The sequence below is a fragment of the Bacillus sp. USDA818B3_A genome, from assembly GCF_009928415.1.
Taxonomy (GTDB): Bacteria; Bacillota; Bacilli; order Bacillales; family Cytobacillaceae; genus Neobacillus.
Genome location: NZ_JAABNN010000007.1, coordinates 1 through 25,034, shown reverse-complemented (window position 1 = coordinate 25,034; position 25,034 = coordinate 1). Strand labels below are relative to the sequence as shown.

At 40.5% G+C, this 25,034-nt stretch carries 28 protein-coding genes and 1 pseudogene; 11 read left to right on the top strand and 18 right to left on the bottom strand.

The window, feature by feature from the left end; all coding sequences use genetic code 11:
• Positions 1-50 precede the first annotated feature (50 nt).
• Positions 51-1,586: an ATP-binding protein gene (locus GXK58_RS14085; protein ID WP_160723791.1), complete on the top strand. Its 1,536-nt coding sequence runs from the start codon at positions 51-53 to the stop codon at positions 1,584-1,586.
• Positions 1,587-1,633: 47 nt separating this feature from the next.
• Here the strand turns inward: GXK58_RS14085 and GXK58_RS14080 are convergent, their stop codons facing one another.
• From GXK58_RS14080 to GXK58_RS14045, 8 genes are all read right to left on the bottom strand, one after another.
• On the bottom strand, positions 1,634-2,242 hold the full coding sequence (locus GXK58_RS14080; protein WP_160723790.1) for a flavin reductase family protein: 609 nt from the start codon (positions 2,240-2,242) through the stop codon (positions 1,634-1,636).
• A 650-nt stretch (positions 2,243-2,892) separates the two neighbouring features.
• Positions 2,893-3,963, bottom strand: coding sequence for a sulfate/molybdate ABC transporter ATP-binding protein (locus GXK58_RS14075; protein WP_160723789.1), 1,071 nt, complete (start codon positions 3,961-3,963; stop codon positions 2,893-2,895).
• Between the two features lies 1 nt (position 3,964).
• Positions 3,965-4,852, bottom strand: coding sequence for a sulfate ABC transporter permease subunit CysW (gene cysW, locus GXK58_RS14070; protein ID WP_160723788.1), 888 nt, complete (start codon positions 4,850-4,852; stop codon positions 3,965-3,967).
• Positions 4,853-4,870: 18 nt separating this feature from the next.
• Complete coding sequence (cysT, locus tag GXK58_RS14065; protein WP_160723787.1) at positions 4,871-5,692, bottom strand: sulfate ABC transporter permease subunit CysT; 822 nt, start codon at positions 5,690-5,692, stop codon at positions 4,871-4,873.
• A 118-nt stretch (positions 5,693-5,810) separates the two neighbouring features.
• Positions 5,811-6,887: a sulfate ABC transporter substrate-binding protein gene (locus GXK58_RS14060; RefSeq protein ID WP_160723786.1), complete on the bottom strand. Its 1,077-nt coding sequence runs from the start codon at positions 6,885-6,887 to the stop codon at positions 5,811-5,813.
• A gap of 125 nt (positions 6,888-7,012) precedes the next feature.
• Positions 7,013-7,183, bottom strand: a complete 171-nt coding sequence (locus GXK58_RS14055; RefSeq protein ID WP_160723785.1) for a YezD family protein — start codon at positions 7,181-7,183, stop codon at positions 7,013-7,015.
• Positions 7,184-7,505: 322 nt separating this feature from the next.
• Positions 7,506-8,021 (bottom strand): GNAT family N-acetyltransferase, encoded by a 516-nt coding sequence (locus GXK58_RS14050; protein WP_160723784.1) that lies wholly within the window; start codon positions 8,019-8,021, stop codon positions 7,506-7,508.
• A 29-nt stretch (positions 8,022-8,050) separates the two neighbouring features.
• Positions 8,051-9,034 (bottom strand): glutathione S-transferase family protein, encoded by a 984-nt coding sequence (locus GXK58_RS14045; RefSeq protein WP_160723783.1) that lies wholly within the window; start codon positions 9,032-9,034, stop codon positions 8,051-8,053.
• Between the two features lie 247 nt (positions 9,035-9,281).
• On the opposite strand from GXK58_RS14045, the gene GXK58_RS14040 reads away from it, so the two are divergent.
• Both GXK58_RS14040 and GXK58_RS14035 read left to right on the top strand, forming a co-directional pair.
• Complete coding sequence (locus GXK58_RS14040) at positions 9,282-10,088, top strand: C40 family peptidase (RefSeq protein ID WP_160723782.1); 807 nt, start codon at positions 9,282-9,284, stop codon at positions 10,086-10,088.
• 265 nt (positions 10,089-10,353) lie between these two features.
• Positions 10,354-10,986: an MOSC domain-containing protein gene (locus tag GXK58_RS14035; RefSeq protein WP_160723781.1), complete on the top strand. Its 633-nt coding sequence runs from the start codon at positions 10,354-10,356 to the stop codon at positions 10,984-10,986.
• A gap of 157 nt (positions 10,987-11,143) precedes the next feature.
• Here the strand turns inward: GXK58_RS14035 and GXK58_RS14030 are convergent, their stop codons facing one another.
• From GXK58_RS14030 to GXK58_RS14010, 5 genes are all read right to left on the bottom strand, one after another.
• Complete coding sequence (locus GXK58_RS14030; RefSeq protein ID WP_202171371.1) at positions 11,144-11,596, bottom strand: DUF2269 family protein; 453 nt, start codon at positions 11,594-11,596, stop codon at positions 11,144-11,146.
• 90 nt (positions 11,597-11,686) lie between these two features.
• On the bottom strand, positions 11,687-12,226 hold the full coding sequence (locus tag GXK58_RS14025; protein WP_160723779.1) for an HD domain-containing protein: 540 nt from the start codon (positions 12,224-12,226) through the stop codon (positions 11,687-11,689).
• Between the two features lie 88 nt (positions 12,227-12,314).
• Positions 12,315-13,562 (bottom strand): MFS transporter, encoded by a 1,248-nt coding sequence (locus tag GXK58_RS14020; RefSeq protein ID WP_160723778.1) that lies wholly within the window; start codon positions 13,560-13,562, stop codon positions 12,315-12,317.
• A gap of 263 nt (positions 13,563-13,825) precedes the next feature.
• Positions 13,826-14,008 (bottom strand): hypothetical protein, encoded by a 183-nt coding sequence (locus GXK58_RS14015; protein WP_160723777.1) that lies wholly within the window; start codon positions 14,006-14,008, stop codon positions 13,826-13,828.
• Between the two features lie 148 nt (positions 14,009-14,156).
• Complete coding sequence (locus GXK58_RS14010; RefSeq protein ID WP_160723776.1) at positions 14,157-14,690, bottom strand: GNAT family N-acetyltransferase; 534 nt, start codon at positions 14,688-14,690, stop codon at positions 14,157-14,159.
• 132 nt (positions 14,691-14,822) lie between these two features.
• On the opposite strand from GXK58_RS14010, the gene GXK58_RS14005 reads away from it, so the two are divergent.
• Positions 14,823-15,158: a YqzG/YhdC family protein gene (locus GXK58_RS14005; RefSeq protein ID WP_237389673.1), complete on the top strand. Its 336-nt coding sequence runs from the start codon at positions 14,823-14,825 to the stop codon at positions 15,156-15,158.
• A gap of 24 nt (positions 15,159-15,182) precedes the next feature.
• Here GXK58_RS14005 and GXK58_RS14000 read toward each other — a convergent pair whose 3' ends face one another.
• The 4 genes and pseudogenes from GXK58_RS14000 to GXK58_RS13985 form a co-directional block, all read right to left on the bottom strand.
• Positions 15,183-15,782, bottom strand: coding sequence for a uridine kinase family protein (locus GXK58_RS14000; RefSeq protein ID WP_160723775.1), 600 nt, complete (start codon positions 15,780-15,782; stop codon positions 15,183-15,185).
• A gap of 86 nt (positions 15,783-15,868) precedes the next feature.
• Positions 15,869-16,360: an HIT family protein gene (locus GXK58_RS13995; protein WP_160723774.1), complete on the bottom strand. Its 492-nt coding sequence runs from the start codon at positions 16,358-16,360 to the stop codon at positions 15,869-15,871.
• 76 nt (positions 16,361-16,436) lie between these two features.
• A pseudogene (locus GXK58_RS27280) lies at positions 16,437-16,559 on the bottom strand (pentapeptide repeat-containing protein); the annotation flags it as partial.
• Positions 16,560-16,901: 342 nt separating this feature from the next.
• Positions 16,902-17,561 (bottom strand): hypothetical protein, encoded by a 660-nt coding sequence (locus tag GXK58_RS13985; RefSeq protein WP_160723773.1) that lies wholly within the window; start codon positions 17,559-17,561, stop codon positions 16,902-16,904.
• Between the two features lie 305 nt (positions 17,562-17,866).
• On the opposite strand from GXK58_RS13985, the gene GXK58_RS13980 reads away from it, so the two are divergent.
• The 7 genes from GXK58_RS13980 (at position 17,867) to GXK58_RS13950 (ending at position 24,570) form a co-directional block, all read left to right on the top strand.
• Positions 17,867-18,616, top strand: a complete 750-nt coding sequence (locus GXK58_RS13980) for a DeoR/GlpR family DNA-binding transcription regulator (protein ID WP_160723772.1) — start codon at positions 17,867-17,869, stop codon at positions 18,614-18,616.
• Positions 18,613-19,530 (top strand): 1-phosphofructokinase, encoded by a 918-nt coding sequence (gene pfkB, locus GXK58_RS13975; RefSeq protein WP_160723771.1) that lies wholly within the window; start codon positions 18,613-18,615, stop codon positions 19,528-19,530. Before GXK58_RS13980 ends, pfkB begins: the two co-directional genes overlap by 4 nt.
• Before the next feature lie 12 nt (positions 19,531-19,542).
• Positions 19,543-21,426, top strand: coding sequence for a PTS fructose transporter subunit IIABC (locus GXK58_RS13970; RefSeq protein WP_160723770.1), 1,884 nt, complete (start codon positions 19,543-19,545; stop codon positions 21,424-21,426).
• A gap of 162 nt (positions 21,427-21,588) precedes the next feature.
• Positions 21,589-22,311, top strand: a complete 723-nt coding sequence (locus GXK58_RS13965; protein WP_160723769.1) for an ABC transporter ATP-binding protein — start codon at positions 21,589-21,591, stop codon at positions 22,309-22,311.
• Positions 22,308-23,414 carry an ABC transporter permease gene (locus GXK58_RS13960; protein ID WP_160723768.1) on the top strand — a complete coding sequence of 369 codons (1,107 nt, stop codon included), beginning with the start codon at positions 22,308-22,310 and terminating at the stop codon, positions 23,412-23,414. Before GXK58_RS13965 ends, GXK58_RS13960 begins: the two co-directional genes overlap by 4 nt.
• An 11-nt stretch (positions 23,415-23,425) precedes the next feature.
• Positions 23,426-24,076: a TetR/AcrR family transcriptional regulator gene (locus GXK58_RS13955; RefSeq protein WP_160723767.1), complete on the top strand. Its 651-nt coding sequence runs from the start codon at positions 23,426-23,428 to the stop codon at positions 24,074-24,076.
• Positions 24,077-24,090: 14 nt separating this feature from the next.
• Complete coding sequence (locus GXK58_RS13950; protein WP_160723766.1) at positions 24,091-24,570, top strand: GyrI-like domain-containing protein; 480 nt, start codon at positions 24,091-24,093, stop codon at positions 24,568-24,570.
• Positions 24,571-24,636: 66 nt separating this feature from the next.
• Here GXK58_RS13950 and GXK58_RS13945 read toward each other — a convergent pair whose 3' ends face one another.
• The gene (locus GXK58_RS13945) at positions 24,637-24,900 is read right to left on the bottom strand and encodes a YiaA/YiaB family inner membrane protein (protein ID WP_160723765.1); all 264 of its coding nucleotides are present in this window, start codon (positions 24,898-24,900) and stop codon (positions 24,637-24,639) included.
• Positions 24,901-25,034 lie beyond the last annotated feature (134 nt).

Here is a 25,034-nt window from a genome sequence, read left to right as displayed (position 1 = left end):
AAGAACCAATATATGGAAAAATAGCACTATACATAGAGGAGTAGATCCATTTGGTACTTATTCGCTTGCTTAAATCCCTTATACATAAAAGAGCATTTATTTATCTATTGATTGCTCTCATTCCATCCTTAGCAGTTAGTATGATCCTAGCCCACCACACAGTGAAAGTGGTAGAGAGCGAATATAAACTCAAGGCACAAGAATATGCGAACTTCCATGCCATGAGTATCGAAAATTTTGTTGGAGAAACAGTTGGCCGCCTAGAAATGCTGTCGACTGCAATTAATATCCAGCCTAATAATTTAAGTGATGTGAACAAGATCCTGCGAGAAACCAAGAGTAAAGATTCAAGGTTTTCCGGATTTTATTGGGCGAATCCCAGTGGAGACGTGATTTTAAGCACCAACCAGATGACCGGAAAAGTCAATGTGAGTGACCGTCCTTATTTCCAGCATTCTTTACATACAGCTCAAACAAGTATCTCAGAACCTCATTACGGCAGAGTATCTGGAAGGTTCGTTATCTCGATTGCCAACCCAATCGTTACGAATGATCACAAGGTAAAGGGTGTGTTTGTTGCCAGTCTGCAGATTAACGAAATTAAGGAAAAATTATCAAGGCTAGTGGACGAGGAGCAAATTGTTGTTAAGGACGACACCGGGAAAACTATAATCCAAACCGGGCCTATACCGGGGAATTATAATGTAAAATCTAGCATGAAGGTTTCTAGGGTCCCCTGGACAATTACGGCGTTTGTAGATCCAAATCACAAGAAAGTATTTTGGAAAAGTTTTTTGACCAATCTTATCATTTCCTTAACTATACTGAGTATTTTATTTTTATTAGGGCAATACATCCTTTTAAAAAGAAAGCTAAAAAGGGAAAAAGAGCAAACAGAACTGCACAAACTAGAGTTAATTGGCAATCTTGCTGCCAGTACAGCCCACGAAATAAGAAACCCTCTTACAGGTATCAAGGGGTTGATAAAACTATTAAGTGAGGAAGACAAGGACGAGAAGGCACAATCGTATTTTAAGGTCATCCAATCGGAGATTGATCGCATCAATTCGATAGTCAGTGAACTTCTTATCCTCGGCAAGCCAACTGCTTACACCTTTCAGACCTGTGATGTGAATGAGATCGTATCAGATATTGAACCGATTATTTCATCAGAGGCCAATTATTCAAATGTGAACATTACTTTCAGCTATCATCCGGAAGTTCTGCTGGTATCTTGCATGAAAGACCAATTAAAGCAAGTCATTCTAAACCTTGCGAAAAATGCCTTACAAGCGATGCCTTATGGCGGGGAATTATCCATCCATTTAGATAAACATTTAGAAAAATGCAGAATTACAGTAACCGATAACGGCATCGGTATGAGCAAAGTCCAAATTTCCCAAGCCTTTAATCCGTTTTATTCCCTGAAAAAAGGCGGTTCTGGTCTGGGACTTACCGTTTGCAAGCGGATCATTGATTCCTACGGGGGAGAAATTATTATTAATAGCAGCCCAAACCAAGGAACACAAGTCGAAATTATCCTGCCATTAGACTCACACCAATCTGTTTCACAGGACCCTGCTTGAAAATGAACAACGCTCAGAGATAAAGCTCTGAGCGTTGTTTCCATGTTTTATTTTGGTCTCTCAATGTCAAAAATTTCTCCGATTTTTGCATAACTATTACCAGCTAACCGGCTCACGGCACCGAGCCCTTGTGGATCGATTCTTCCACTTTCATAGATATCATTTTCAATATGATATTGAACTATCCTCCCAATTACCAAATCACACGCTGGGGAATCCGAACCGCCTAATTCTAAGGAATGTTCTAAGCTGCACTCCATTCGAATTTTGGCTTCTTTGATACCAGGCGTAGAGATCTTTATGCTTTCTACAGGAGTTAATTGTGCCAATTCTACTTCACTTTGCTCGGGCGGCAGGCTGGCAGCCGTTTGATTGACTTGGTCAACATTTTTTTCATCTACAATATGAACAACAAATTCTTTCGAATGAATAATGTTTCTAGCCGTATCCTTTTGCTTTCCTCCCGACCGTTGAATCGCTAGGGATATCATCGGCGGATTGGCTGATACAATATTAAAGTAACTAAACGGAGCCCCGTTCAAAACCCCCTCTTTCGACAAGGATGTCACGAAAGCGATGGGCCTGGGTATAATACTTCCGATTAAAAATTTATAATTATCTCGCTCGGTATTATTAGATGGGTCTATGGACAACATTTCAATCCTCTCCTCGCTATATGGTACAGAATAAACCAACTTATATTACAGTATTACCACATTACAGATTTAATTAGTAAGAGCAAGATGAGTTCTTTCCCTCTTTATTTTTCTTCCTTATTATACATTGGTAAATTCCCGTTTATATAAAGATATTGTCATTAATGTAAAATATAAATCTTCATTTTGAATTAATCGATAAAGCGGAACACGCTTATCCATTCTTTCGAGAAAGGGTACCATCAATGCTAGCGTCTCTTTACTTTGACCTATAAAACTCACTCTCTTTTAAATATGATGTCTTGTCCTTAACCGAGTAACCAGCAAAAGTAAAATAAACGGAGATTTTTCGGTTAGATGTGGAATGGAGCGCGTTTTGGGATAAATAAGGGGAGGTTTTCCGGTTATGCAAAGAAAAATCTACCATTTTCAAACTTTTCGATCCAATAGGCGGAATCTCTCCGTCTATTTAAACCTTTTTTAATAATAATTACCAATTAAGCGGAATTTTTCCGTCTATTTATCAGCTCGGGTGCTTAACCTGATCCCCCAACCGATAAGTGCGGATCCTCTTGAACCTAGACGCTGGAATTAGCAATAAAGAAAAGACGAATGCCGATTCATTCGTCTTTTCTTGTGCCTTTTTATTCTTAGATCGAATAATCGTCTGGAATGAACACCTTTAATTGCTTGGGTTTGACATAGACTTCTTCACCTGTTTGAAGGTCGAGGCTTCGGAGATATTCTTTGGTTATTTCAGCTTCTAAAAAGTCACCTGTATCCTTGCGAATCAGTTCAATCTGAACCACCGCTCCAATTTGATGGATATAACTGACTTTAGCGGCCGCGTAATCCTGACTGTAATCTCGTTTAATACTTATATCATGCGGCCTCGCATACCCGACGGCTTCCGCACTTACAGACTGGTCAAATTCAGGTGCATCCACCTGGAACTCCCCATGTTGTAATTTACCATTGTGCAAACGGCCCTTAAATAAGTTCACATTCCCTAAAAAGTGATAGACAAACGGGCTGTTCGGATGTTCATAAACTTCCTCCGGTGTTCCAATCTGTTCAATCTTCCCTTCATTCATCACAACAATCCGGTCGGCTACATCCAGCGCCTCCTCCTGGTCATGGGTCACAAAGATACTCGTAATCTGGTAATCATTATGAAGCCTTCTAAGCCAGCGGCGGAGATCTTTTCTTACCTTCGCATCCAAAGCCCCGAATGGCTCATCCAATAAAAGGACTTTTGGCTCCACAGCTAAAGCTCGTGCCAGCGCCACCCGCTGCCGTTGTCCGCCGGATAAATGGGAAGGATACCGATTAGCAAATGCCTCAAGTTTCACTAGCTTTAATAATTCAGTCACCTTTTCCTTAATCTCGCTTTTAGAGGGACGATCTTTTCGCGGGCGGACCTTTAAGCCATAGGCAATGTTGTCAAAAACGGTCATATGTCGAAATAACGCATAATGTTGAAAAACAAAGCCCACCTTACGTTCCTTTGCGCTCAACAGAGTGATATCCTCATCCCCAAACAAAATCACTCCCTGACTCGCATCTTCAAGTCCTGCAATGATCCGTAATAAAGAAGTTTTCCCAGAACCTGAAGGGCCCAGGAGGGCAACCAGTTCACCTGTTTGTATATTCAGATCAATCTGTTCAAGGGCCTGAAAGTTCCCGAACGATTTAGAGATGTTTTTAATTTGAATGCTCATATTAGGCCTCCCCCTCTTCAGGTACCATGGATTTGTTTGCTTTCCATTCAATGATATTTTTTACGATCAAGGTAATAATAGCGAACAATGACATTAACGATGCGACCGCAAAAGCCGCTGAGAATTGATATTCATTATATAAAATTTCAATATGAAGCGGCATCGTATTAGTCATCCCGCGTATATGTCCGGAAACAACAGATACCGCACCGAATTCTCCAATGGCACGGGCCGTGCAGAGAATCACTCCATATAATAGTCCCCACTTTATATTAGGTAATGTTACCAGCCAAAATGTTTTCCAGCCGCTTGCACCAAGCGTCATGGAGGCCTCTTCATCGGATGTCCCCTGCGTCTGCATCAACGGAATTAACTCTCTTGCCACAAATGGCAGGGTAATTAATAAAGTAGCCATCACAATCCCAGGAACCGCAAAGATAATTTTAATATCATGCGCCTGCAGCCATGGTCCAAATAACCCGTGACTGCTGAATAACAAAACAAACACAAGTCCTGCAATAACTGGGGAGATCGCAAACGGCAGATCAATAATCGTAATCAGCAAACTTTTTCCTTTAAACTGAAACTTAGTGATGGCCCATGCTGCCGCAACACCAAACATCGCATTAAGGGGAACAGCTATAAGGGCTACAATCATCGTTAATTTTATAGCTGCTAAAGCATCCGGATTAGTGATTGCTTCAAAAAACACGGCACTCCCCTTGTCAAAGGCTTTGATAAAAATAGCAGCGAGCGGCAAAACCAGAAATAACCCTAAAAAGCCAACCGCTAATGTAATTAACAAATAACGAACCCAGCGCGGCTCACTTTCTTTTTTGGATTTCTGTATCTGTGGATTTGAGTACTGCAATGAAACATGTCCCGACATGATCTACACCCCATTCATCTAAATAAATTTCCGATTGGTCCACCATTGTAATAAATTAATGACTAGAAGCATCAAAAAGGAAAAGATCAGCATAACAGCAGCGATGGCGGTCGCTCCCGAATAATCGTATTGTTCCAGCTTCGTCATAATTAACAGCGGGGTAATTTCTGTTTTCATCGGCATGTTTCCGGCAATAAACACCACAGAGCCATATTCACCAAGTGACCTGGCAAAAGCTAAGGCAAAACCCGTTAGTGCGGCAGGAAGCAATTCAGGAAAGACCACTTTCACAAAGGCCTGAAGACGATTTGCCCCTAAACTGGCGGATGCCTCTTCCACTTCTTTATCCACGTTCTGTAAGACAGGCTGTACCGTTCGAACAACAAAAGGCAGGCCGATAAACATTAAAGCGACAGTAATGCCAAGGGATGTAAAAGCTACTTTGAAGCTTAAGAATTGTCCTACCCAGCCATTTTCTGTATACAAAGTGGTTAAGGCAATCCCTGCTATTGCTGTTGGCAAGGCAAACGGCAGGTCTACGAGCCCATCAATAATGCGTTTGCCTGGAAATCGATAGCGGACTAGGACCCAAGCGATTAAGACCCCAACAATAACATTAATCGCTGCCGCCATTAGCGAGGCACCGATACTTAATTTATAAGACGCAACGACCCTTGGCTCCGAAATGGTCTGCCAAATTTTTTCCCAAGGCGCGGACGCTGAATTTATAAAAATCATTGATAATGGTAAGATTACCAGAATACTAATATAGGTCATTGTAAATCCCAGCGATAAGCCGAAACCCGGCAGTACGCCATTTCTCTTTTTTAAAAGACCCATGAGGTTGACCCCTTCCAATTTAGATACATAGGGAGCACGAATGCTCCCTATTCATAAAGATAAATAGTATAAAATTTGCATTGAATAAATGTCCGGCTCCAGGCGCCTTCCGCTTTTCTTATTTTGGCTGATAGATTTCGTCGAATGTCCCGCCATCATTAAAATGTGTTTCCTGCGCCTTTTTCCAGCCGCCGAAATAATCATCAATGGTGACCATTTTAATTTCCGGGAAGACATCTGCATATTTTTTCAAGATTTCTTCGTTACGCGGGCGATAGTAGTTCTTTGCAATAATTTCCTGTCCTACATCAGAATATAAATATTCAAGATAAGCCTTAGCTACCTCTGCCGTAGCTTTCTTATCTACTACCTTATCAACAACTGCTACAGGCGGTTCGGCAAGAATACTAAGTGATGGATTTACCACCTCAAACTTGTCTTTTCCTAGTTCATTCAATGTTAGATAGGCTTCATTCTCCCAAGCTATTAAAACATCACCAATACCGCGCTCTACAAAGGTTGTCGTAGCTCCGCGTGCACCTGAATCTAATACTTCAACGTTTTTATATAGTTTGCTCATAAAGTCTTTGGTTTTCGTTTCATCGTTATTGTACTTTTCCTGTGCATAGGCCCAAGCGGCTAAGTAATTCCATCTCGCTCCGCCGGATGTTTTTGGATTCGGAGTAATGACCGACACTCCTTTTTTCGTTAAATCATCCCAATCTTTGATCCCTTTTGGATTCCCTTTCCTTACTAAGAAAACAATAGTAGAAGTATAAGGAGTGGAATTATCATCTAATTTCTTCTGCCAATCGGTAGAAAGCAACTGACCTTTTTCAGCAATTTCGTCAATATCATAAGCCAATGCCAGCGTCACAACATCGGCTTCCAGGCCATCAATAACGGCACGCCCTTGTTTGCCTGAACCGCCATGTGACTGTTGAATGGTTACCTGCTGGCCTTCTTTCTCTTCCCAGTACTTTGCGAATTCCTTATTATACTCTTCATAAAGTTCTCTTGTCGGATCATATGATACGTTTAATAACTGAACCGGATCTTTCTTTTTCGTTGTGTCTTCACTTGTGGTATCCGCTTTTTTCGTTGTTTGTGTGCTGGATTTTTCCGTGCTGCTGCAACCGGCTAAAATCAGTGCCATTAACGTAAGTACCAATGTAAATTTGTATAAATGTTTCATTTTGATTCCCCCTTTTAGGTATAAAAAAAGCTGCCTAATTTTTTTCATACCTAAGAACGAATATGCGGCTTCATTCTTTAAGCTATGTAAAATTAAGCAGCCTTCAGTGGTCTGATCGGCTGATCTTATGCTCTTTGACTTTTTATAGTATTTCGTCTTGATTCGAATCGGTTTTTTTCCGTCTTATCTATTTGTGTGACTGCCCCATCATGAATCGTTATGGTTACGGATCCATACTCAATATTCTTTAATGCCTCTAAAATCACTCTTGTTCTCTCTTGATCTAACGCTGCCATCAGGCCACTCCCTTTTTTAAATTATCGATATCACATCAGAATACTTGGTTTTATAATTAAAAAATTTTATGGTGTCAACTGAACGGCAACAATGTGGACTACACTTACTAATTGGATACGTCATTTACTGATCTCTCCTCTCTTTTGACAAAAAAAGGCTTATACTCTCATGCGAGGGAGTATAAGCCTTTGGTTGACCAATCAGCTTTACCTTTTTTGTTATTTTTTGGGCTTGAATTATCTTCATTTTATTCTGACTTTTCCGAGGTGTCAAGTGGGTTTTAAAACATTTCTTACAAAATTATTAAAATATTTAATTTTATTATAGATTTTCTCTATCAAAGCTTAGACAATACGCTTTGACAATGATGCCGTCATTAGCAGGTTCAAAGTCGTACTGAGGTATGCGTTCAAATCCAAAATGTTCGTACAATTTCATTGCCCGTTTCATAAATTCTCCTGTATGCAAGCCGATTGACCGACAGCCTTTTGCTTTGGCCCTGGTAATACATTCAGAGATCAGTGCACTTGCAATCCCTTTACCTTGTGCTTTAGGGGCAACAGCAAGCATACGAATCTCAGGAAAATCTAATGCTGCTACATTTCCTTCATAGGCATCCGTCATTGGCGGATATAAAACCACACTGCCTACAATCTCCCCATCCAATTCCACTACAATTCTTTCAATCTCAGAAGTTTTATCTCTATCTGAAGTGATCGCTTGTTTCAATGCCTCCCAATGGCCTTGCGGGATTTTTTCAGCATGAATTTCATAGGCTTGAAGCCTTAGTTCCTGAATAAGCGGTATTTCCTCCGCAACAGCATCGCGTATGATCATATGCCCCATATCTCCTATTCCTCTTTCCCTCATTTTATTAAAAACTTTTCTGTCTTATTACTTAAAATCTGCCGGTTATGCGGGGATTGTAGTCCTGAAAGGTCAGGGCCCTTCGGAAGGATATGGTAACTCTTCTGATCATTACTAGCTATATGGTTTGATAGGTGATAATGCCTTTTAATGGCATCAAAATCCGTAGTATCCCCAAAGCCTGGCGTTTGATATAAATCTTGCAGATAACCCCATAGATTAGGAAAATCAACGATTCGATTCCGATTGGCCTTGAAAGCGGAGTAATAAGCAGCGTCAAAGCGAATGAGTGTCACGTACAGTCTAACATCTGCATCTGTAATATAATCACCAAATAAGAAGCGCTGGTTAGAAAGCCTTCTTTCTAATTCATCTAATCTAGAAAATAACGTATCATATGCTTGCTCATAAGCTTCTTGCGACTGGGCAAAACCGCACTGATAAACTCCGTTGTTCACCTCATGGAAAATAATATCATTCAGGAGGTCAATCTCCGCCCGCAAATGATCAGGATATAAATCGGGGGCATTCTCCCGATGAAACGGCGCCCAAACTGTTTCCAGATAGTTGGTTAGCCTAAAATAATCATTATTGACGACTTTCTGTTCCTTAACATCTACGATAACAGGAACTGTGGGCCTCCCCTGGTAATCAGGGTCAGTTTTCAAATAAATTTCACTCATATAGCGAATACCCAATACAGGATCGACACCCTCCTTGTCTAACGAGAATTCCCAATCCACGTGCGGCAATTTCGGTCTCATCGGGCTTGCCGTCCCTAAACTGATAACCTCCTCCAGTCCGAGCAGACTTCGAACAATAACAGACCGGTGGGCCCAAGGGCAAACTTCAGACCATAACAGCCTGTATCTCCCTGCCTCAATCGGCAATTCTCCCTCATTACAGCCAAAGGGAGTTGTAAATCTGTTTCTTTGCCGGTTAAATGAACCATCAGCCTTTATTTCTTGAACTTTTTCTGTCATCTATAACACCCTCTCCTACTGACTTAATTCATTTTAGGAGCTTCAACTTTTACTAGTCAATAAAAATAACTGACAGTAGAAAATTTTCAGAAATTATATACATCTTACCAAAATTCATATTATAACTTTCCTATTAAGATATATTACAGATTCTTTACAATTAAATTACGATATTCGACAAATTATAGCAATTTTTGTAAATGGTATGTAAAATCAATAGAGAAAAATATTAACCAAGGGGATATAAATGAAAAAGAAAATAATAGCATTCGTTACAGCTTCAGTATTCGGGACATCCTTATATAGTACGACAGCGATGGCTGCTACAATAAAAGTTAAAAGTGGGGATACTCTATCTAAGTATTCTAAACAATATAATATATCAGTTTCAGAGATTAAGACTGCTAATAAATTATCAAATGATAGAATCTATATAGGCCAGAATTTATACATACCTGAGAAAGGCCAGGTCGCGGCTAAAACTAGCACAAGTCCATCTTCAGTAGTATATACGGTAAAATCTGGTGATAGCTTATCATCAATCGCCAAAAAATATAAAACAACTGTGGCACAATTAAAAGCGTGGAATGGTTTGAAATCGGACCTGATTAAAATAGGCCAGAAATTAAAAGTTGGCAGTGGTACAGTAACATCAACTGTTGCGCCAGCTCCTAAGACTGCAAAAGCTGCCGTGTCCACCATTAATAAAAACAAGTTAGTTCAAGACGCTAAAGCAGTGATTGGCAGCCCCTACAAATGGGGAGGTACTACTCCAAGCGGATTTGATTGCAGTGGATATATTTATTATGTGGTTAACAAACAAAAATCCGTATCCCGTCTGACAGTTGCTGGGTACTGGAATATGATGAAACCTGTGTCTACCTTATCCGTTGGGGACTTTGTCTATTACGAGACATATAAAGAAGGTCCATCACATATGGGAATCTACGTCGGCAATGGTAAGTTCATTCATGCTGGATCCTCGGGAGTCCAAATCTCAGAAATGAATCTCTCTTACTGGAAATCTCGTTATCTTGGTGCAAGACAATTCTAGGTTTTACAGTCCTTATCATCGATAAGCCATTCTCTTTTGGAATACCCTATAGGAACTCAGATGCAATAAAAACAGCGACAAGTTTTATTTCACTTGTCGCTGTTTTTATTTAGCTAAATTACTCTAAAGTTTTAGAACATTCCTTTAACCTTTTTCTGACCCCAGCGTTTTTTTTTAAAATTGTGCCTTTTCAACGGCACTAGTATAATACAATTAATATTAGCATATTGATTTTAGAGTTCTGTAGAAGTGAGGTGAATTCAAATTGAATCGAAAAATTATCAATTTAGCTATCGGAAAACCGAAGGAATATAATTGGAATAATAAAAAGGAATTCTCTGGAATAGGAAAATCGGCAGTACAAGCCTTTAAGACAGAAAAATCCTGCATTGTTGGTGATGATGTTGCAAATCACAAATTTCACGGGGGACCTGACCGTGTAGTATGTTTATATCCTTTCGAGCATTACTCTTATTGGGAAGAGGTATTTCAAAGGAAGCTTATCCTGCCTGCTTTTGGGGAAAATATTACGGCAACAGGGATGACGGAAGAACAGGTTTGTATTGGTGACATATACAAAATAGGGGATAGTATTCTTCAAATCACACAAGGGCGGGTACCTTGTGTAACGATCTCCAATTATAACGAGGAAAAACAACTTTTAAAGAATGTGATTGAAACGACTCTAACTGGTTATTTTTTTAGGGTTTTGGAAGAAGGAACGATTATGTCCGATTCGGAAATAACTCTTTTGGAAAAACACTCAAAAGAAATATCCGTATCTTTTGCTACTCAAATTCTTTTTCATCAAAAACAAGATAAAGCATCAATCGAAAAAATATTGACAGTTGATGCCCTTGCAGAAGATTGGAGAAATAGATTTTTAAAATTGTTATAATTCCTCTGTCGTGTCGGAAATAGTGGATAACGCTATGCCAAGCCTAGATTAGTCATAAAATAGGATTTTTCATTACCACTTCGCTCTACATGTTTCTTTAAACTAAAAAGAGATTGCTGTGCAACCCCTTTAACTCTGATTTTATTTGATGCTGCATCTAAAATGGTTTTACGATCATAAGAGCAATGATGATAATGAAGATTATATTTTCTAGGTATTCATATCGAAATAAGATTTTTGATAGCTGCCAATACTCAGCGGGTATTTCCTCCCCTTTATGAGACGACAGTAATTCTTTTACAGGTTTCGATCTTGGCGATAACACAAGCGGCCCAATGGCTAGAGCGGCCAAAAATAAAACAAGACTTACCACATACCAGCCCATTCGAAAAAGACTGGGATTTAAAAATCCCATTGTTAATCCCGTAACCAGAAGCAGCGTTCCGCCTGCCATTACATAAATATGAAGCTTATGTCTAAGCTTATATGAATGTCTCAACTCAGTCATATTACTGCCTGATTTAACCACTGTTGTTAAAATAAAGCCCGGTCCCATTCCGATGATTGCGGATAAAATATGAATGCAGACAACAACCTTATAGAATGTCATCACTACGTAAACCTCCATTAACAGTTCCAATGCTCCTATTTTACCATATTTATGATTAGAGCCTTTACTGCTAGGTTTATAGAGGAGGCATTATTTCTTAAATAAGTTTTGTACCGCTACTTCTAATTCCTCTATCAGAGGAAAGGAGTCCTGACACCGTAAACTATTAACAATATTGGTATAATACCATTCCTGCTTTTCTTTGCCGGCATTAAATCTGCTCCAGATTTCCTCCCCCATCCGTCCATAATCGTTCGTAATGGAACGAACATTATGGAGTTTGTCTGCACAAGCGACTGCCCTTATTTCTATTGGAGCAGTTTTTAAGTATTCAATCGTATGAGCCTTCCTCTGATCCCATGAAAGTGATTTATCCGGTTCAGAGCAGCCCTCCACGATTTTAGTGATTTCAGTTCCAAATTCCTTTTCAATGTCATTAAGCGTAAGGCCGGTATCTTCAACCGTATCATGGAGGATACCAGCTGCCACTAAGGAATCGTTAAACCCTGCCTTCATCAGCATCATCCCAACAGCCACAGGATGTACAATATAGGGGATATCGCTCCCTTTCCTTCGCTGCTTATCATGTGCTTTTGCTGCCACTTGTAATGATTTTTCAATAACATCCATTTTTGGAATGCCCCCATTATTTTTTTACTTAATTGAATAAAGCCTTAAAAGGAGCTTGGGTCCCCAAGCTCCTAATTAAAAACAATCTTTATACTTCCTGACCTTTTTCCAAAACGGATCTCCCTTTAAAAAGTGGAACGAGGAAAAGGATCCCAATCACAAAAATCAGTGCAGTTGTTTCATACATCGCTACAAGGGAAAAGGTCTTTTTCAACCATCCACTTGATGTCATCGTAATCACCATGCACCCCATGAAAATCGGATTCAATATTCCATTAACCCGGCCAATAAAAGCGGCTTCGGTATTCTTTAGGATCATGGTGTTAATACCGATATGAACACAAGGCTGAAATAATCCACTCATAAATTGAGCTGCCATCGTCAACCAGAACATATCAGAAAGCCCCATGACCATAAAGCCCAAGGCACTTACTCCCATGCCAATCGCGAGCAAAATCTGAGGCGGTATTTTTTTAGCAAAACCAACTGTAAGGCCGCCGCCTAAGATCATTCCAATTCCAAATGCCGCCATTAACCATTGCAGCTGCTCCTTCGGCAAACCAAGCTGTTCAGTCACAATAAAAACAGCTAACGGCTGCGTAAGTCCCAGGGCTAATCCTGCCGCAGCAAAACATCCGCCAAGCAGTGTTAACGCCCGGCTTTGCCATACGTATTTAAATCCTGCCTTCATCTCTTGAACTAACGTCGTATCATCGGCGTTCTTTTCTAATTCATAGTCGGCCGGAAGAAAGAATAGAATACCGGCTGAAAGGAAAAAGGCTACCCCCATAATCGCAATCGCTGCATTAATCCCATACTGCTGGTATACAAACGTTCCAAGCACCGGACCAATAATCATAAACAAAGCGAAAATGGTTTGATAAATGGACATCCCCATTTGGATGAGCTCTTCTTTTACATGAAGTTTAAAAAGCTTCATACCCGCTGGCTGTGAAAACTGCGATAAAATAGATGATGCAAGGGTGGCAAAAAAGATGACTTTCCAGCCTCCATAGAAAAGAGCGAGAAGCACCACAAAAATGGACACCGCACTTAATAAATCACACCAAACCATTGTCAATTTCGGTCTCCAGCGGTCAGCAAAAGTACCGCCAATAAAAGAAAAGAGAAAGATCGGCGCAAACTCTGCTACCGAAATAAGCGAGACAGCCACAGGGTCCTCATTTGTTTTTTCTACCACAAATAACAAAATAGAATAATTCCGAACCCAAATCCCAATTTGCAGGAAAAACGTGGAGAGCAGCAAAGTTTGAATAACTTTATTTCGAAACAAATCGCCCATTGTGACCTTAGTATTTACATTTGCTTGTTCCATTAAAAAACCTCCTTATCCAATAATCTGGACAGGAGGCACTATAGGACACAAAACGGCAATTAAACTCCGTTAACTTCACCATATGATAAAAAAGCCCGCACTAATCCTATCCAGAATTTATTCGTATTATCTGAATTTTTCCCAAAATCAGGACTAGGCAAACATGAGACTTAAAGCACCCTTTCTTTTTGAACGTAGTACTATCTTACTTTATTTCAGTTAGTGATACAAGGAAATTTTGTAACTATGTGGAAATCCTTTCCCTACTCTTGCCCGAGCTCATCTGTCAGACGCTTGGAATTTAGGTTATATTCTGTATAGTTATTAAGATTTGGTATATTATTCAAGAGCTGATGTGCGTCCCACTGTGCATTTAAAGGCTGAATATAATGTTCTGGTACAACTACCCCTCTTTTTTTCAAAAGTGAATAAATGCTTTCCGTCATACTCGAACGACCCCTTCCCTGTTCATTCAGTTGTGACATACGGCCCCTCTGGATAATTATACCACATATCCAGTTGATTTGATAGCGCTTTCATAAATTAAAATTAAAGGAAAAACGTTCAATCTAAACTGAATGAACGTTTAGATTCTTACTCTTCATCACGAACTATCTTATCCTTTTTTAGATGTAAAACCATATATATGTCATCATAATAAACACCATCTACTTTAAGAGCTTTCTCCTCATATCCAAAATCTTTAAAGCCGAGCTTGGTATAGAGCCGTTTAGCCCTTTGATTATTGGCCATTACGTTTAGATTGATTTGCTCGACATCTTGAATGTCCCTTGCTTTATTTATCGCTGCAATCATCAATTTCTTTCCCACACCTAATCCCCTTTTGTGTGGAGCCACATACATGGCGTATATGTTTGCACGATGTTTAATTTTCATTCGTTCTTCTTGACAGAGTGTCACAACTCCGACTAGGTCAGCCTGATCGATTGCACCAAAGGTGTAGTTTCCTTTTGATGCAAGGTTTTGCGCTGTGCGTTCTATTGCATTTCCCCCGTTAATTGCTTCCTCATAACTGGTTAAAAAAGCCTCCGGGTGGTTTTTTAATGCCTCCAGCCTTAATGTCCAGTATCTTTCCGCATCCGCAGGAGTTAATAAACGAATATCCATATATCCACTTGCCCCCTATTTATCTTTAAGATTGCACCCTCGGTGTTCCTCTCAGGCATTTATTTCCTACATAAGTTAAGGCTTAATTCGAAAAGCTAAAAAAACAACTCATAAGCAAATGGGGGTAATAATGTGAAAAAACTTTTATTCATGATAATCATAACATTCGTCAGTTTGAATATCGGTCAATTACAGTCCCCTCATGAAGCAGCTGCACAGCAGAAACCTGTTCCTCCCTATGCCAAGTGGGGTACAATGGCGATGGAAAAAACGAAAGAAAGATATCCAAAAGCCAAGATCATCGATTATCTCCATGTTGGCCGAGTGACTGGGCCGCACTCCACCACCGAAAAGTTCAAGCTTTGGTTAAAAGGCGACAAGGGGGAGTTTGGGGTATTTGTAGATATTGAATTTAATCCTGTAACCAATCAGGTCATTCATATTTCTTTTAGAGAAACACCACGATAACCATGGAGGGCATGTATATGCCCCCTATTCAATCACAAGATTTGCGCGATCCTGCGGACGATGTTTTTCCAAATAATAATCCTCTGCAATCATCCAATTATTCTCCCACATGTCCCGTGCCTCTTCCCCATCACGGGCAAGCCCCCTATCCAGCCGGGTTTCACGCAGGCAGTCAATCCAAATGGTAAAATCATAATAATTGGCCAGTTCCATCCTGGTTGAATAGACGCCCTCAATTATAACGATTTCTCCAGCTGGTACATCATGCCACTCGGCTAATTGGTCCGTATTCCAATCGTAGCGCTGATAACGGGCCTGTTTTCCTTTACTAATCGGTTCAATGACTTGTGCTAGGACACGCTTCCAATCACAATCTGCACCTATCGGCTTTTGGGCCGGCGGTTTGTTTATCTTTTGCTTACTTGGAAAATAAAAATCATCCATATGGACAACAGTGACATTTGGCCATTTCTCGGATAAAACTTTAGCTAGCGTACTTTTACCAGCACCCCCGCAGCCATCGATTCCAATTAAGAGAGTCGAGTACTTTTTTGGCAGTTGATGGACGGAATCTATCCACTGTTCCAATGTTGGGTAATCCCCTTTTTTTATCTTGAACTTCATGGTTATGATGATCCCCCTATCGGTCAATCATTTGGATCAAACACTCGGCCTCGAATGTCTGGTAATTCTTGCTTTATTGCCACACTCTAGAAGGGCTCCCCTAATGCCTTTTTTAGCCTAACAATCGCGTTTAATACTTCTTCCAAGTGCTCTTTGTCATTCATTTCATTTCTGGCATGGCGCAGAACCGGTCTGAGGGACTCAACCGAACGTCCAAACTCATTCATCCAGTCATAGCGGGGAACCATCCAAGTGTGAAAATGGTGGGAAGTATCCTCATTATAAAAATAGTATACATGCTCGATTCCTAGAACCTCTCGCTGCGCCTTCCTTATTTTTGTCAAAAGGTTAATATAATCTATTTTCTCGTCTTCTGTTAATTCATCAAAACCATAAATATGCCGCTTGGAAGCTAAAATAACCAGTCCCTTTATAGGATAGGCTGCGTCCTGATGCGCATGGAAGTGGTCTGTCTCGACAATTACTCCTCCATCAGGTTCTATCATACCGCTCGTCAGGGCACAGCTTAAGCATTCCACTTCCACCGTTTTACCGTTAGATAATGTGATTTGGCGCATGAGATTTCCCCTTTAGTGAAAGATGTCTTTTTTTAGCATAAAGTAATTGGATTAATTAACCCTGGGTCCTTGTTGATTATTTGTCTGTCCAGTCGGCTGGATGTGAAAGCAGCGGGGGCAGTTTGGTTTTTATGTCTCCCTTGGCGGCATTGATTTGTGCCTGGGTAAGAAAAATACTTCCTGTCAGATTGGCGGGGGAGGAGTTTTCAACTTTGTGAGACTCGGTTGAATCTGTTCTCTTTCGATTACAAATGAAGGACGCTTTCCCTCTACTGAAATCGATGTTTGTCCCTCATACCCCCGATGAAGGACACTTTTCATTTATCAATACCAATTGTTGTCCTTCATAACCCTGATGAAGGACAGTTCCCTCCTTCCGAATCAATTATTGTTCTTCATGCCCCCGATGAAGTACACTTTTCTTCTTCTGCCATCAATAACCGACCTTCATTACTGCAATAAAGGAAATCCCTTCTGTTAAAAGGATATTCCCAACAGCAGCTATTGCAAAAAAATACACAAGCTAAAAAAGCTTGTGTATTTACTCTTGTTTCTTTTCTTGATTCCTTACAACTAAAGGTTCAGAGCCCAACATACTCCTAAAAGCCTTCCTCCAGACCAAATACCCATATTCCATTGTCGACAGCGTTAACCCCATCCAGGCAAATAAAACAGAACCTGGATAATAATCATATGTACCTTGTTTAGCAGACTCCTCTTCCTTTTGCTCTGCTATAGATCTGTCTGGTGCTTTTTCAGGTACTTCCCTTTCAAGACGATCCCGGGACTCAGTCTCCATTTTGACTGGAACCTCAAGGGACTCCTCAACTATCTTACCGTCTTCACTCGCTTCATTCCCCAGCTTTTCTTCTTCCCCAGCCTCTGGAAGGATGGCCTCAACAGGACCGCCAGACATGGATGTTATTGCCTCCGTTATTACCTTAGCAATCTCTTCCTTCGAAAAAACCTTAATGGAGATCCAACCGCGCGGATCTACCTGATAACCATTCCTCCTTATCGTATCCTCTGACATATACTTACCGATCACGTAGCCATTTCCACTTGGATGTAATTGGGTGGCCAGCACCTGCCCCTTTTGAACACTTTCAGGATAAACAAAGCTCACCTTTCCATTACCATATTGCTTTTCCTTCAACTTAAATGATTGAAAAATAGCCTTTTTTTCCTCAAAAGATAACACTCCAATGACTCCTTTCCAAATACCCAAATTTTTATCATGCTAATAGGCAAAACTAGTAAAGAAACAGCCATCAAGCTCCAAGTAAAATTTCCCAATACTATACCTTATTATAGCAGATTAATAACAACGGCAACGTAACAATCTTCATTTTCCTACAATAATATACCCAAAAAATATGAATGCCTGGTGAACGTTTATGATTGGTAAAGAATGTTTTTGATTGTTTTTGGTTGATTTTTATCAAAAAAGTAAGTATGATATAACCATCAGATAGAATATGAAAGCGTTTTTAGGAGGTGAGTTCGATGTTAGAGCCCGAACGCCATCAAATGATTTTAGAAGCATTAAAGATAAAGAGCACCGTTAAGCTTCATGAACTAGTGGAATTAACCCAGTCATCTGAGTCAACGATCCGCCGTGATCTTACCCAGCTTGAAGAAGGAAAGTTTTTAAAAAGAGTCCATGGCGGTGCGGCCAGACTTCAAGGAAAGCTGCAAGAGCCAAGCATGACTGAAAAATCATCCAGAAACCTTCAGGCCAAGCGGGAAATCGCTCAATATGCTGGAAACTTAGTAGAAGAAGGTGATTGCATTTATTTGGATGCAGGGTCCACCATCTTTGAAATGATTGCTTTCCTTCCCACTAATATCGTGGTTGTAACAAACGGTCTCATGCACACAAACGAACTCCTTGAAAAAAACATAAAAACATATTTAATTGGAGGCTATATCAAGCCAACTACCAAAGCCATGATTGGCCGTGGTGCACTTGAAAGCCTTGAACAATATCGTTTTGATAAATGCTTTTTGGGTATAAATGGAATACACTCCCAGCTAGGGTTTACTACTCCAGATCAAGAAGAAGCCATGATTAAACAAAAGGCGATTAATCTATCTCGTGAAGTCTATGTTCTAGCAGATGAGTCCAAATTCTCAGAAATTGCTTTTGCTAAAATTGCTGACCTTCACGAAGCGGTTATTCTAACAAATGAGCTGGACGTTGATATGAAGGAATTGTATTCCAGTAAGACAAAAATAAAGGTGGTTACTTCATGATATACACTTTAACCCTAAATCCATCAGTTGATTATATTGTTGAACTAGAACAAGTCACTTTAGGTGGATTAAACAGAACGAAAAAAGAAACAAAATTACCAGGAGGCAAAGGGATTAACGTATCCCAAGTCCTTAAAAGATTAGATATAACCAACAAAGCCCTTGGATTTATCGGCGGCTTTACGGGCGATTATCTTGACAACTATTTAAAATCTCTTGAAATTGACACTGATTTTGTCAGGGTCGATGGTGATACAAGAATCAATGTAAAGGTAAAGTCCGATTCAGAAACGGAAATTAATGCATCCGGTCCCAGCCTTACAGAAGAAAACTTCGAAGAGTTGAAACAAAAAATTAATCTACTAACAAGCGATGATACCCTTGTTTTGGCAGGAAGCATTCCTTCCACGATGCCAACAAACACCTACGAACAGCTTGCTGAGATTTGTAAGGAAAAAGGAATTAAATTTGTCGTTGATGCCGAAGGAGACTTGTTAAAAAAGGTCATTCCACTGCAGCCTTTCTTAATTAAGCCCAACCATCATGAACTAGGCGAGCTTTTTGATACGAAATTATCTACTTGTGAAGAAGTCATCCCGTACGGAAGACAACTGATTAAGCAAGGGGCACAAAATGTCATCGTTTCTCTTGCAGGTGAAGGTGCGGTCCTTATCAATGAAGAAAAGGCCATCATTGCCTCGGTTCCAAAAGGAGAAGTCAAAAGCTCTGTTGGTGCGGGCGATTCCATGGTAGCTGGTTTTCTAGCAACCTATGCAAAAACGAATTCGATTGAAGAGGCATTCCGCTTCAGTGTTGCTTCAGGAAGCGCAACAGCTTTTTCCATTGGGTTATGTACACCTGAAAAAATTGAAAGTTTACTTCCGCAAGTAAAGCTCGAAACGAAATTATTCTAAAGGAGAAAGTCTATGAAGATTACAGAGCTTTTAACCAAAAACACTATAAACTTAAACATAAAAGGTACACAAAAATTAGATGTGGTTGAAGAGTTAGTTACTGTATTAGATAATGCCGGTAAATTAGCTGATAAAGCTGAATATAAAAAGGCAATTATCGCAAGAGAAGAGCAAAGCACAACTGGTATCGGTGAGGGAATTGCCATTCCCCATGCAAAAACAAAAGCGGTTAAGCAGGCTGCGATTGCTTTTGGCCGGTCAACTGGCGGCGTAAACTATGAATCTCTTGACGGCCAGCCTGCTCACCTTTTCTTTATGATTGCAGCAACAGAGGGTGCGAACAACACTCACTTAGAAGCGTTGTCACGATTATCAACAATTCTATTAAATGAAGAAGTTCGCAAGCAGCTTCTCGCAGCAAAAACAGAAGATGAAGTATTAGCCATCATCAACAAGAATGATCAAGAAGAGGAAGAAGAAACACAGTCAATGACTGGAAAAAGTCAGTTTATTGTGGCCGTTACTGCGTGCCCAACTGGAATTGCTCACACGTATATGGCTGCTGATTCCTTAAAAGCAAAAGCGAAGGAAATGGGTGTCGACATTAAAGTCGAAACTAATGGTTCAGGCGGAGCGAAAAACGTTCTGACAGCGGAAGAAATTGAAAACGCTGTGGCTGTTATCGTCGCTGCAGATAAAACCGTCGAAATGACCCGATTCAATGGCAAGCACGTAATTGAAACAGCGGTAGCGAACGGAATTCGCAAACCGAAGGAACTAATTGAAAAAGCATTAAATCAGGATGCTCCTGTTTACCAAGCCGCTGGCGGTGCAGGATCTGCTAATAAAGAAGCTGGCTCACAAGGCGGACGTGGAGTGGGTGCAACCATCTATCGTCACTTAATGAACGGTGTATCCAACATGCTTCCATTCGTTGTTGGCGGTGGTATCTTAATCGCCATCTGTTTCATGTTTGGCTTTAATGCCTTCAAGCCGGATGATCCAACTTATAGCCCAATCGCTGAGGCCCTAATGACAATCGGCGGCGGTAATGCCTTTGCTCTTATGGTTCCTGTTCTTGCCGGGTTCATTGCGATGAGTATTGCAGACCGTCCTGGATTCGCAGCAGGTATGGTTGGCGGTATGCTTGCAAACACTGGCGGCGCTGGTTTCCTAGGCGGATTAATCGCAGGTTTCCTGGCTGGTTATTTAGTAATTGGTTTGAAAAAAGTATTAACCTTTATGCCAGCATCTCTAGAAGGTATTAAAACAATCCTTTTATACCCGTTATTAGGTATCGCTTTAACTGGATTTATCATGTTATTTGTTGTTAATAAACCTGTCGGTGCTCTAAACCAAGGAATTTCTCACTGGTTATCCAATCTTGGAACTGGAAATGCGGTTTTACTTGGAATTATCCTTGGAGCAATGATGTCCTTTGATATGGGAGGACCAATCAATAAGGCAGCATACGTATTCGGTACTGGATTGTTAGCAAATGGTGTGTATGAGCCAATGGCTGCCATTATGGCTGCTGGTATGGTTCCTCCACTAGGTATCGCCATCGCAACGACTATATTCAAGAAGAAATTCAGCCAGCAAGATCGTGAAGCTGGTAAAGTAAACTACATTATGGGATTATCTTTTATCACTGAAGGTGCGATTCCGTTTGCAGCTGCAGACCCGCTTCGCGTAATCCCTTCTGTAATGGCTGGTTCAGCTGTTGCTGGTGCATTATCCATGATGTTCCATATCGGACTTCGCGCTCCTCACGGCGGCGTGTTCGTAATGCCTCTTGTCAGCGGCAACTGGTTATTATACCTGTTATCGGTTGTCATTGGAGCAATTGTTTCAGCCGTTCTACTGGGTATTTTGAAAAAGCCAGTAACTGAATAATTCATTAAAAAGCTCGATTTCCGCATAGGAAATCGGGCTTTTTTCATGCTCCTTCTCTGTCCAATTTATGAACTTTTTCAACCCAGTTGACCATATTCCTTTTGTGGCTTTATAATAAAAGTGAGTAATCACTCATTTTTATTCCCATAAGGGGGCTTATCAATGTCAGCATCTATCATCTTAAAAGATGTAAGTAAAAGTTTTGAGAAAAAAGAAGTTTTGCGTAATGTCAATCTTTCTGTTGAACCTGGACAGATCTATGGCTTAATCGGGCCCTCAGGTTCCGGCAAAACGACCATGGTAAAAATCATCGTGGGTATGGACCGCCCCACTACAGGTAATGTAGAGGTCTTAAATACGAAGGTCCCTAACTTAAAGCTTTTGCAAAAAATCGGTTATATGGCCCAAGCAGATGCCCTTTACACCGATTTGACCGGTGAGGAAAACTTAGCCTTCTTCGCCTCCCTCTTTAAACTCAAAAAGGAAATCCAAAAAGAACGAATCAACTATGCAGCCAATTTAGTCAACCTAACCTCTGATTTAAAAAAGAAAGTCCAAGACTATTCTGGCGGAATGAAACGAAGACTGTCATTAGCCGTCGCCCTTATCAATGACCCGCAAGTCCTTGTGCTGGATGAACCTACCGTCGGAATCGACCCTGAGCTTCGGTTATCAATCTGGGCTGAAATACAGCGCTTAAAGCAAGAAGGCAAAACTATTTTAGTAACGACACACGTGATGGACGAGGCGGAGAAATGCGATTTTCTTGCCATGGTCCGGGATGGGGAAATGATCACGAGCGGCTCGCCGCAGGAACTAAAGAAACAGTACGGCATAGCCACATTGGAAGAGGTATTTTTAAAGGCAGGGGGCGGTAATAAATGAGGATTGTTGCCTTAGTGAAACGGATTATCCATCAAATGCTCCGCGATAAACGAGCATTAGCCCTGATGATGGTGGCACCATTATTAATTCTCACCCTGCTTCATTATTTGCTCGGAAGTAATACGGTCGACCCCAAAATGGCGGTTACCGGAGCAGAAGCTTCGCTTATGAAACAACTTAAAAGTAAAGATATTATTGTAAAAGAATATCATGCCCAATCCGATTGGAATAAAATTATTGACGATGATGATTTAGATGCAATTCTTGAAGTAAAAGAAAATGATATCAATTTAACACTAGTAAATGACCAGCCTTCCGCCACAAAGGCCCTGTTAATCAAGGTCCAACAGGCAGTAGCTGCGGAAAACGCGAAAGAACAATCCGCGGAAATGAACCAATTCATCCAAGAGATTCAAAGTAAGCTGCAAGGGGCACCCTTAACTCTAGAGCAAGCCAATGCACCAAAAATCAAAATGACCTACGTTTACGGTGATAAAGATACTACCTTTTTTGATCAGTTAAGTCCAATCCTAGTCGGTTTCTTTGTATTCTTCTTTGTTTTTCTGATTTCCGGTATTGCTTTACTGCGCGAACGGACAACAGGTACACTCGACCGTTTGCTGGCTACACCGATTCAGAGAAGGGACATCGTTTTTGGTTACCTTTCAGGATATGGTTTATTCGCCATCATTCAAACTCTAATTGTTGTGGTCTATGCAGTAAAAGTATTAGATATTATGCTCGTTGGCTCGTTTTGGAATGTGGTCATTATTAATCTTTGCTTGGCGCTCGTTGCCCTTTCGCTGGGAATATTGCTCTCCGCTTTTGCCAATTCCGAATTCCAAATGATGCAATTTATTCCGATTGCGATTGTACCTCAGGTCTTTTTTGCAGGGATTTTCCCATTCGAAGGAATGGCACACTGGATGCAAATTATTGCCAAAATTATGCCTCTCTATTATGGCGGTGATGCATTGGTTGCAATTATGTATAAAGGTTTAGGTTTCAGCGATATTATCAATGACCTGCTTGTCTTGTTAGGCTTTGCGCTTGTTTTTATTATCCTGAATATAGCAGCATTGAAGAAGTACCGAAAAATCTAAAGGAGCAGACCATGTTTGAACAAGAAGAAATGCTGATTCAGCAGCTGTTTGATGAGGAAAAATTAACTGAAAAGCAAAGGAAAATACTCCTTGCAGCAATAGAATCCTTTTCCGAGAAAGGGTTTGCCTCCACCTCCACGAGTGAGATCGCTAAAAAAGCCGGTGTAGCGGAAGGAACCATTTTCCGTCACTATAAGACCAAAAAGGAATTATTAATGGCAATCGTTGTTCCCATCATGGCAAAAGTGGTCGGCCCCTATATTGTAAATGACTTTGATAAGGTCTTAAACAAGCAGTATGAACGTATCGAAGATTTTCTCAGAGCGGCAATCGAGAACCGCAGGGTTGTCATACAGAAACTGCTCCCTGTGGTAAAAATCATGCTGCAGGAAATTCCCTTTCAACCCGAATTAAAAGAACAATTTATTGACTTGGTTGCCAAAAACTTATTTGGCCGTGTTTCACATATTATTGAAGGGTATCAGCAAAAGGGGCAAATAATCGAAATGCCTGTATTAAGTGTAGCACGTCTTGTCATTACCAATATAATGGGCTATTTGTTTTCACGCTATATCCTGTTCCCGGATGCCCCGTGGGATGATGAATTAGAAACAGAGCGTACAGTTCAATTTATTATGAATGGGCTCGGAAAAAGAGTCTGAAGGGAGCAGAACTGATGAACTATCGAATTGTTGAACGAGGCAGTTTTCAAGTTGCTGGAGTGAAGCGAGAGTTTTCCTGCGAAAATGGCGAGAATCTTCGGGAAATCCCTAAAATGTGGGATGACGTTCATGCCGATGGCACAAATGACTTGTTATTTAAACTAAATAATGGGGAAATTAACGGAGTTGTGGGTGTCTGTGTAGATAAACGGACGGAGCATCCTGGTTTAATGTATTATTGGATTGCGGCGGAGTATAAGGGTCCCCAGCCGGAAGGTTTAGAAATCTTTGATATTCCTGCAGCCAAGTGGGGAGTATTTGAAGTTCACGGGGCAATGCCAGATTCTATGCAGAATGCCTGGAAACAGATCTTTTCGGAATGGTTTCCATCTAGTCAATATGAACATGCCGTAGGTCCTGAATTAGAAGTCTATTCTGCAGGCGACCCTTGGAGCCCGGATTATTACTCTGAAATATGGATACCATTAAAATAACAAATTAGAAAAAGCGATGCGTCTCATGCATCGCTTTTTCTAATTTTACGAGCTCTTCATTCGTATTTATATCTGCTCATTTCTTTCTAATTTGCGTTGCTGCTCAGCGATAATCTCGTCATCCTCTGTATTGTCTCTAATCACTTTTTGCGTAAGGATTGATCTCACAATAATTAACAGCATCACCGCAATATAATAACCCTTTTCATTTAGTTCCAGTTCCGCATTATAAAGGCCGATCGTAAACAAAATAATCCCGGCAAAGAGCGTAAAATACGATAAGAAAGTAAACGCCACTGTATTTCTCCGTTTGTGCTTTGATTGATACACTTTGAATCCCCCTGTTTTTCTAATTTAGTATTTTTCTAGAAAAAATTCCATTTTAATTATATGGAGAAACAGGATGGTAACTGAATCCTCTCCCTATTGAAATAGGGAGGTTCTAATAGATTAGACCTTCTTTA

Excerpts from the sequence above, each read along its gene's own strand:
- GXK58_RS14010 (WP_160723776.1), bottom strand. The coding sequence starts at position 14,690 with ATGGATATTCGTTTATTAACTCCTGCGGATGCGGAAAGATACTGGACA.
- GXK58_RS13955 (WP_160723767.1), top strand. The coding sequence starts at position 23,426 with ATGTTTGAACAAGAAGAAATGCTGATTCAGCAGCTGTTTGATGAGGAA.
- GXK58_RS14030 (WP_202171371.1), bottom strand. The coding sequence starts at position 11,596 with ATGACATTCTATAAGGTTGTTGTCTGCATTCATATTTTATCCGCAATC.
- GXK58_RS14045 (WP_160723783.1), bottom strand. The coding sequence starts at position 9,034 with ATGACAGAAAAAGTTCAAGAAATAAAGGCTGATGGTTCATTTAACCGG.
- GXK58_RS14040 (WP_160723782.1), top strand. The coding sequence starts at position 9,282 with ATGAAAAAGAAAATAATAGCATTCGTTACAGCTTCAGTATTCGGGACA.
- GXK58_RS13960 (WP_160723768.1), top strand. The coding sequence starts at position 22,308 with ATGAGGATTGTTGCCTTAGTGAAACGGATTATCCATCAAATGCTCCGC.
- GXK58_RS13965 (WP_160723769.1), top strand. The coding sequence starts at position 21,589 with ATGTCAGCATCTATCATCTTAAAAGATGTAAGTAAAAGTTTTGAGAAA.
- GXK58_RS14050 (WP_160723784.1), bottom strand. The coding sequence starts at position 8,021 with ATGATCATACGCGATGCTGTTGCGGAGGAAATACCGCTTATTCAGGAA.
- GXK58_RS14075 (WP_160723789.1), bottom strand. The coding sequence starts at position 3,963 with ATGAGCATTCAAATTAAAAACATCTCTAAATCGTTCGGGAACTTTCAG.
- pfkB (WP_160723771.1), top strand. The coding sequence starts at position 18,613 with ATGATATACACTTTAACCCTAAATCCATCAGTTGATTATATTGTTGAA.
- cysW (WP_160723788.1), bottom strand. The coding sequence starts at position 4,852 with ATGTCGGGACATGTTTCATTGCAGTACTCAAATCCACAGATACAGAAA.
- GXK58_RS14015 (WP_160723777.1), bottom strand. The coding sequence starts at position 14,008 with ATGACGGAAAGCATTTATTCACTTTTGAAAAAAAGAGGGGTAGTTGTA.
- GXK58_RS14025 (WP_160723779.1), bottom strand. The coding sequence starts at position 12,226 with ATGGATGTTATTGAAAAATCATTACAAGTGGCAGCAAAAGCACATGAT.
- GXK58_RS13970 (WP_160723770.1), top strand. The coding sequence starts at position 19,543 with ATGAAGATTACAGAGCTTTTAACCAAAAACACTATAAACTTAAACATA.
- GXK58_RS13950 (WP_160723766.1), top strand. The coding sequence starts at position 24,091 with ATGAACTATCGAATTGTTGAACGAGGCAGTTTTCAAGTTGCTGGAGTG.
- GXK58_RS14055 (WP_160723785.1), bottom strand. The coding sequence starts at position 7,183 with ATGGCAGCGTTAGATCAAGAGAGAACAAGAGTGATTTTAGAGGCATTA.
- GXK58_RS13995 (WP_160723774.1), bottom strand. The coding sequence starts at position 16,360 with ATGCGCCAAATCACATTATCTAACGGTAAAACGGTGGAAGTGGAATGC.
- GXK58_RS14060 (WP_160723786.1), bottom strand. The coding sequence starts at position 6,887 with ATGAAACATTTATACAAATTTACATTGGTACTTACGTTAATGGCACTG.
- cysT (WP_160723787.1), bottom strand. The coding sequence starts at position 5,692 with ATGGGTCTTTTAAAAAAGAGAAATGGCGTACTGCCGGGTTTCGGCTTA.
- GXK58_RS13980 (WP_160723772.1), top strand. The coding sequence starts at position 17,867 with ATGTTAGAGCCCGAACGCCATCAAATGATTTTAGAAGCATTAAAGATA.
- GXK58_RS14080 (WP_160723790.1), bottom strand. The coding sequence starts at position 2,242 with ATGTTGTCCATAGACCCATCTAATAATACCGAGCGAGATAATTATAAA.
- GXK58_RS14000 (WP_160723775.1), bottom strand. The coding sequence starts at position 15,782 with ATGAAGTTCAAGATAAAAAAAGGGGATTACCCAACATTGGAACAGTGG.
- GXK58_RS14020 (WP_160723778.1), bottom strand. The coding sequence starts at position 13,562 with ATGGAACAAGCAAATGTAAATACTAAGGTCACAATGGGCGATTTGTTT.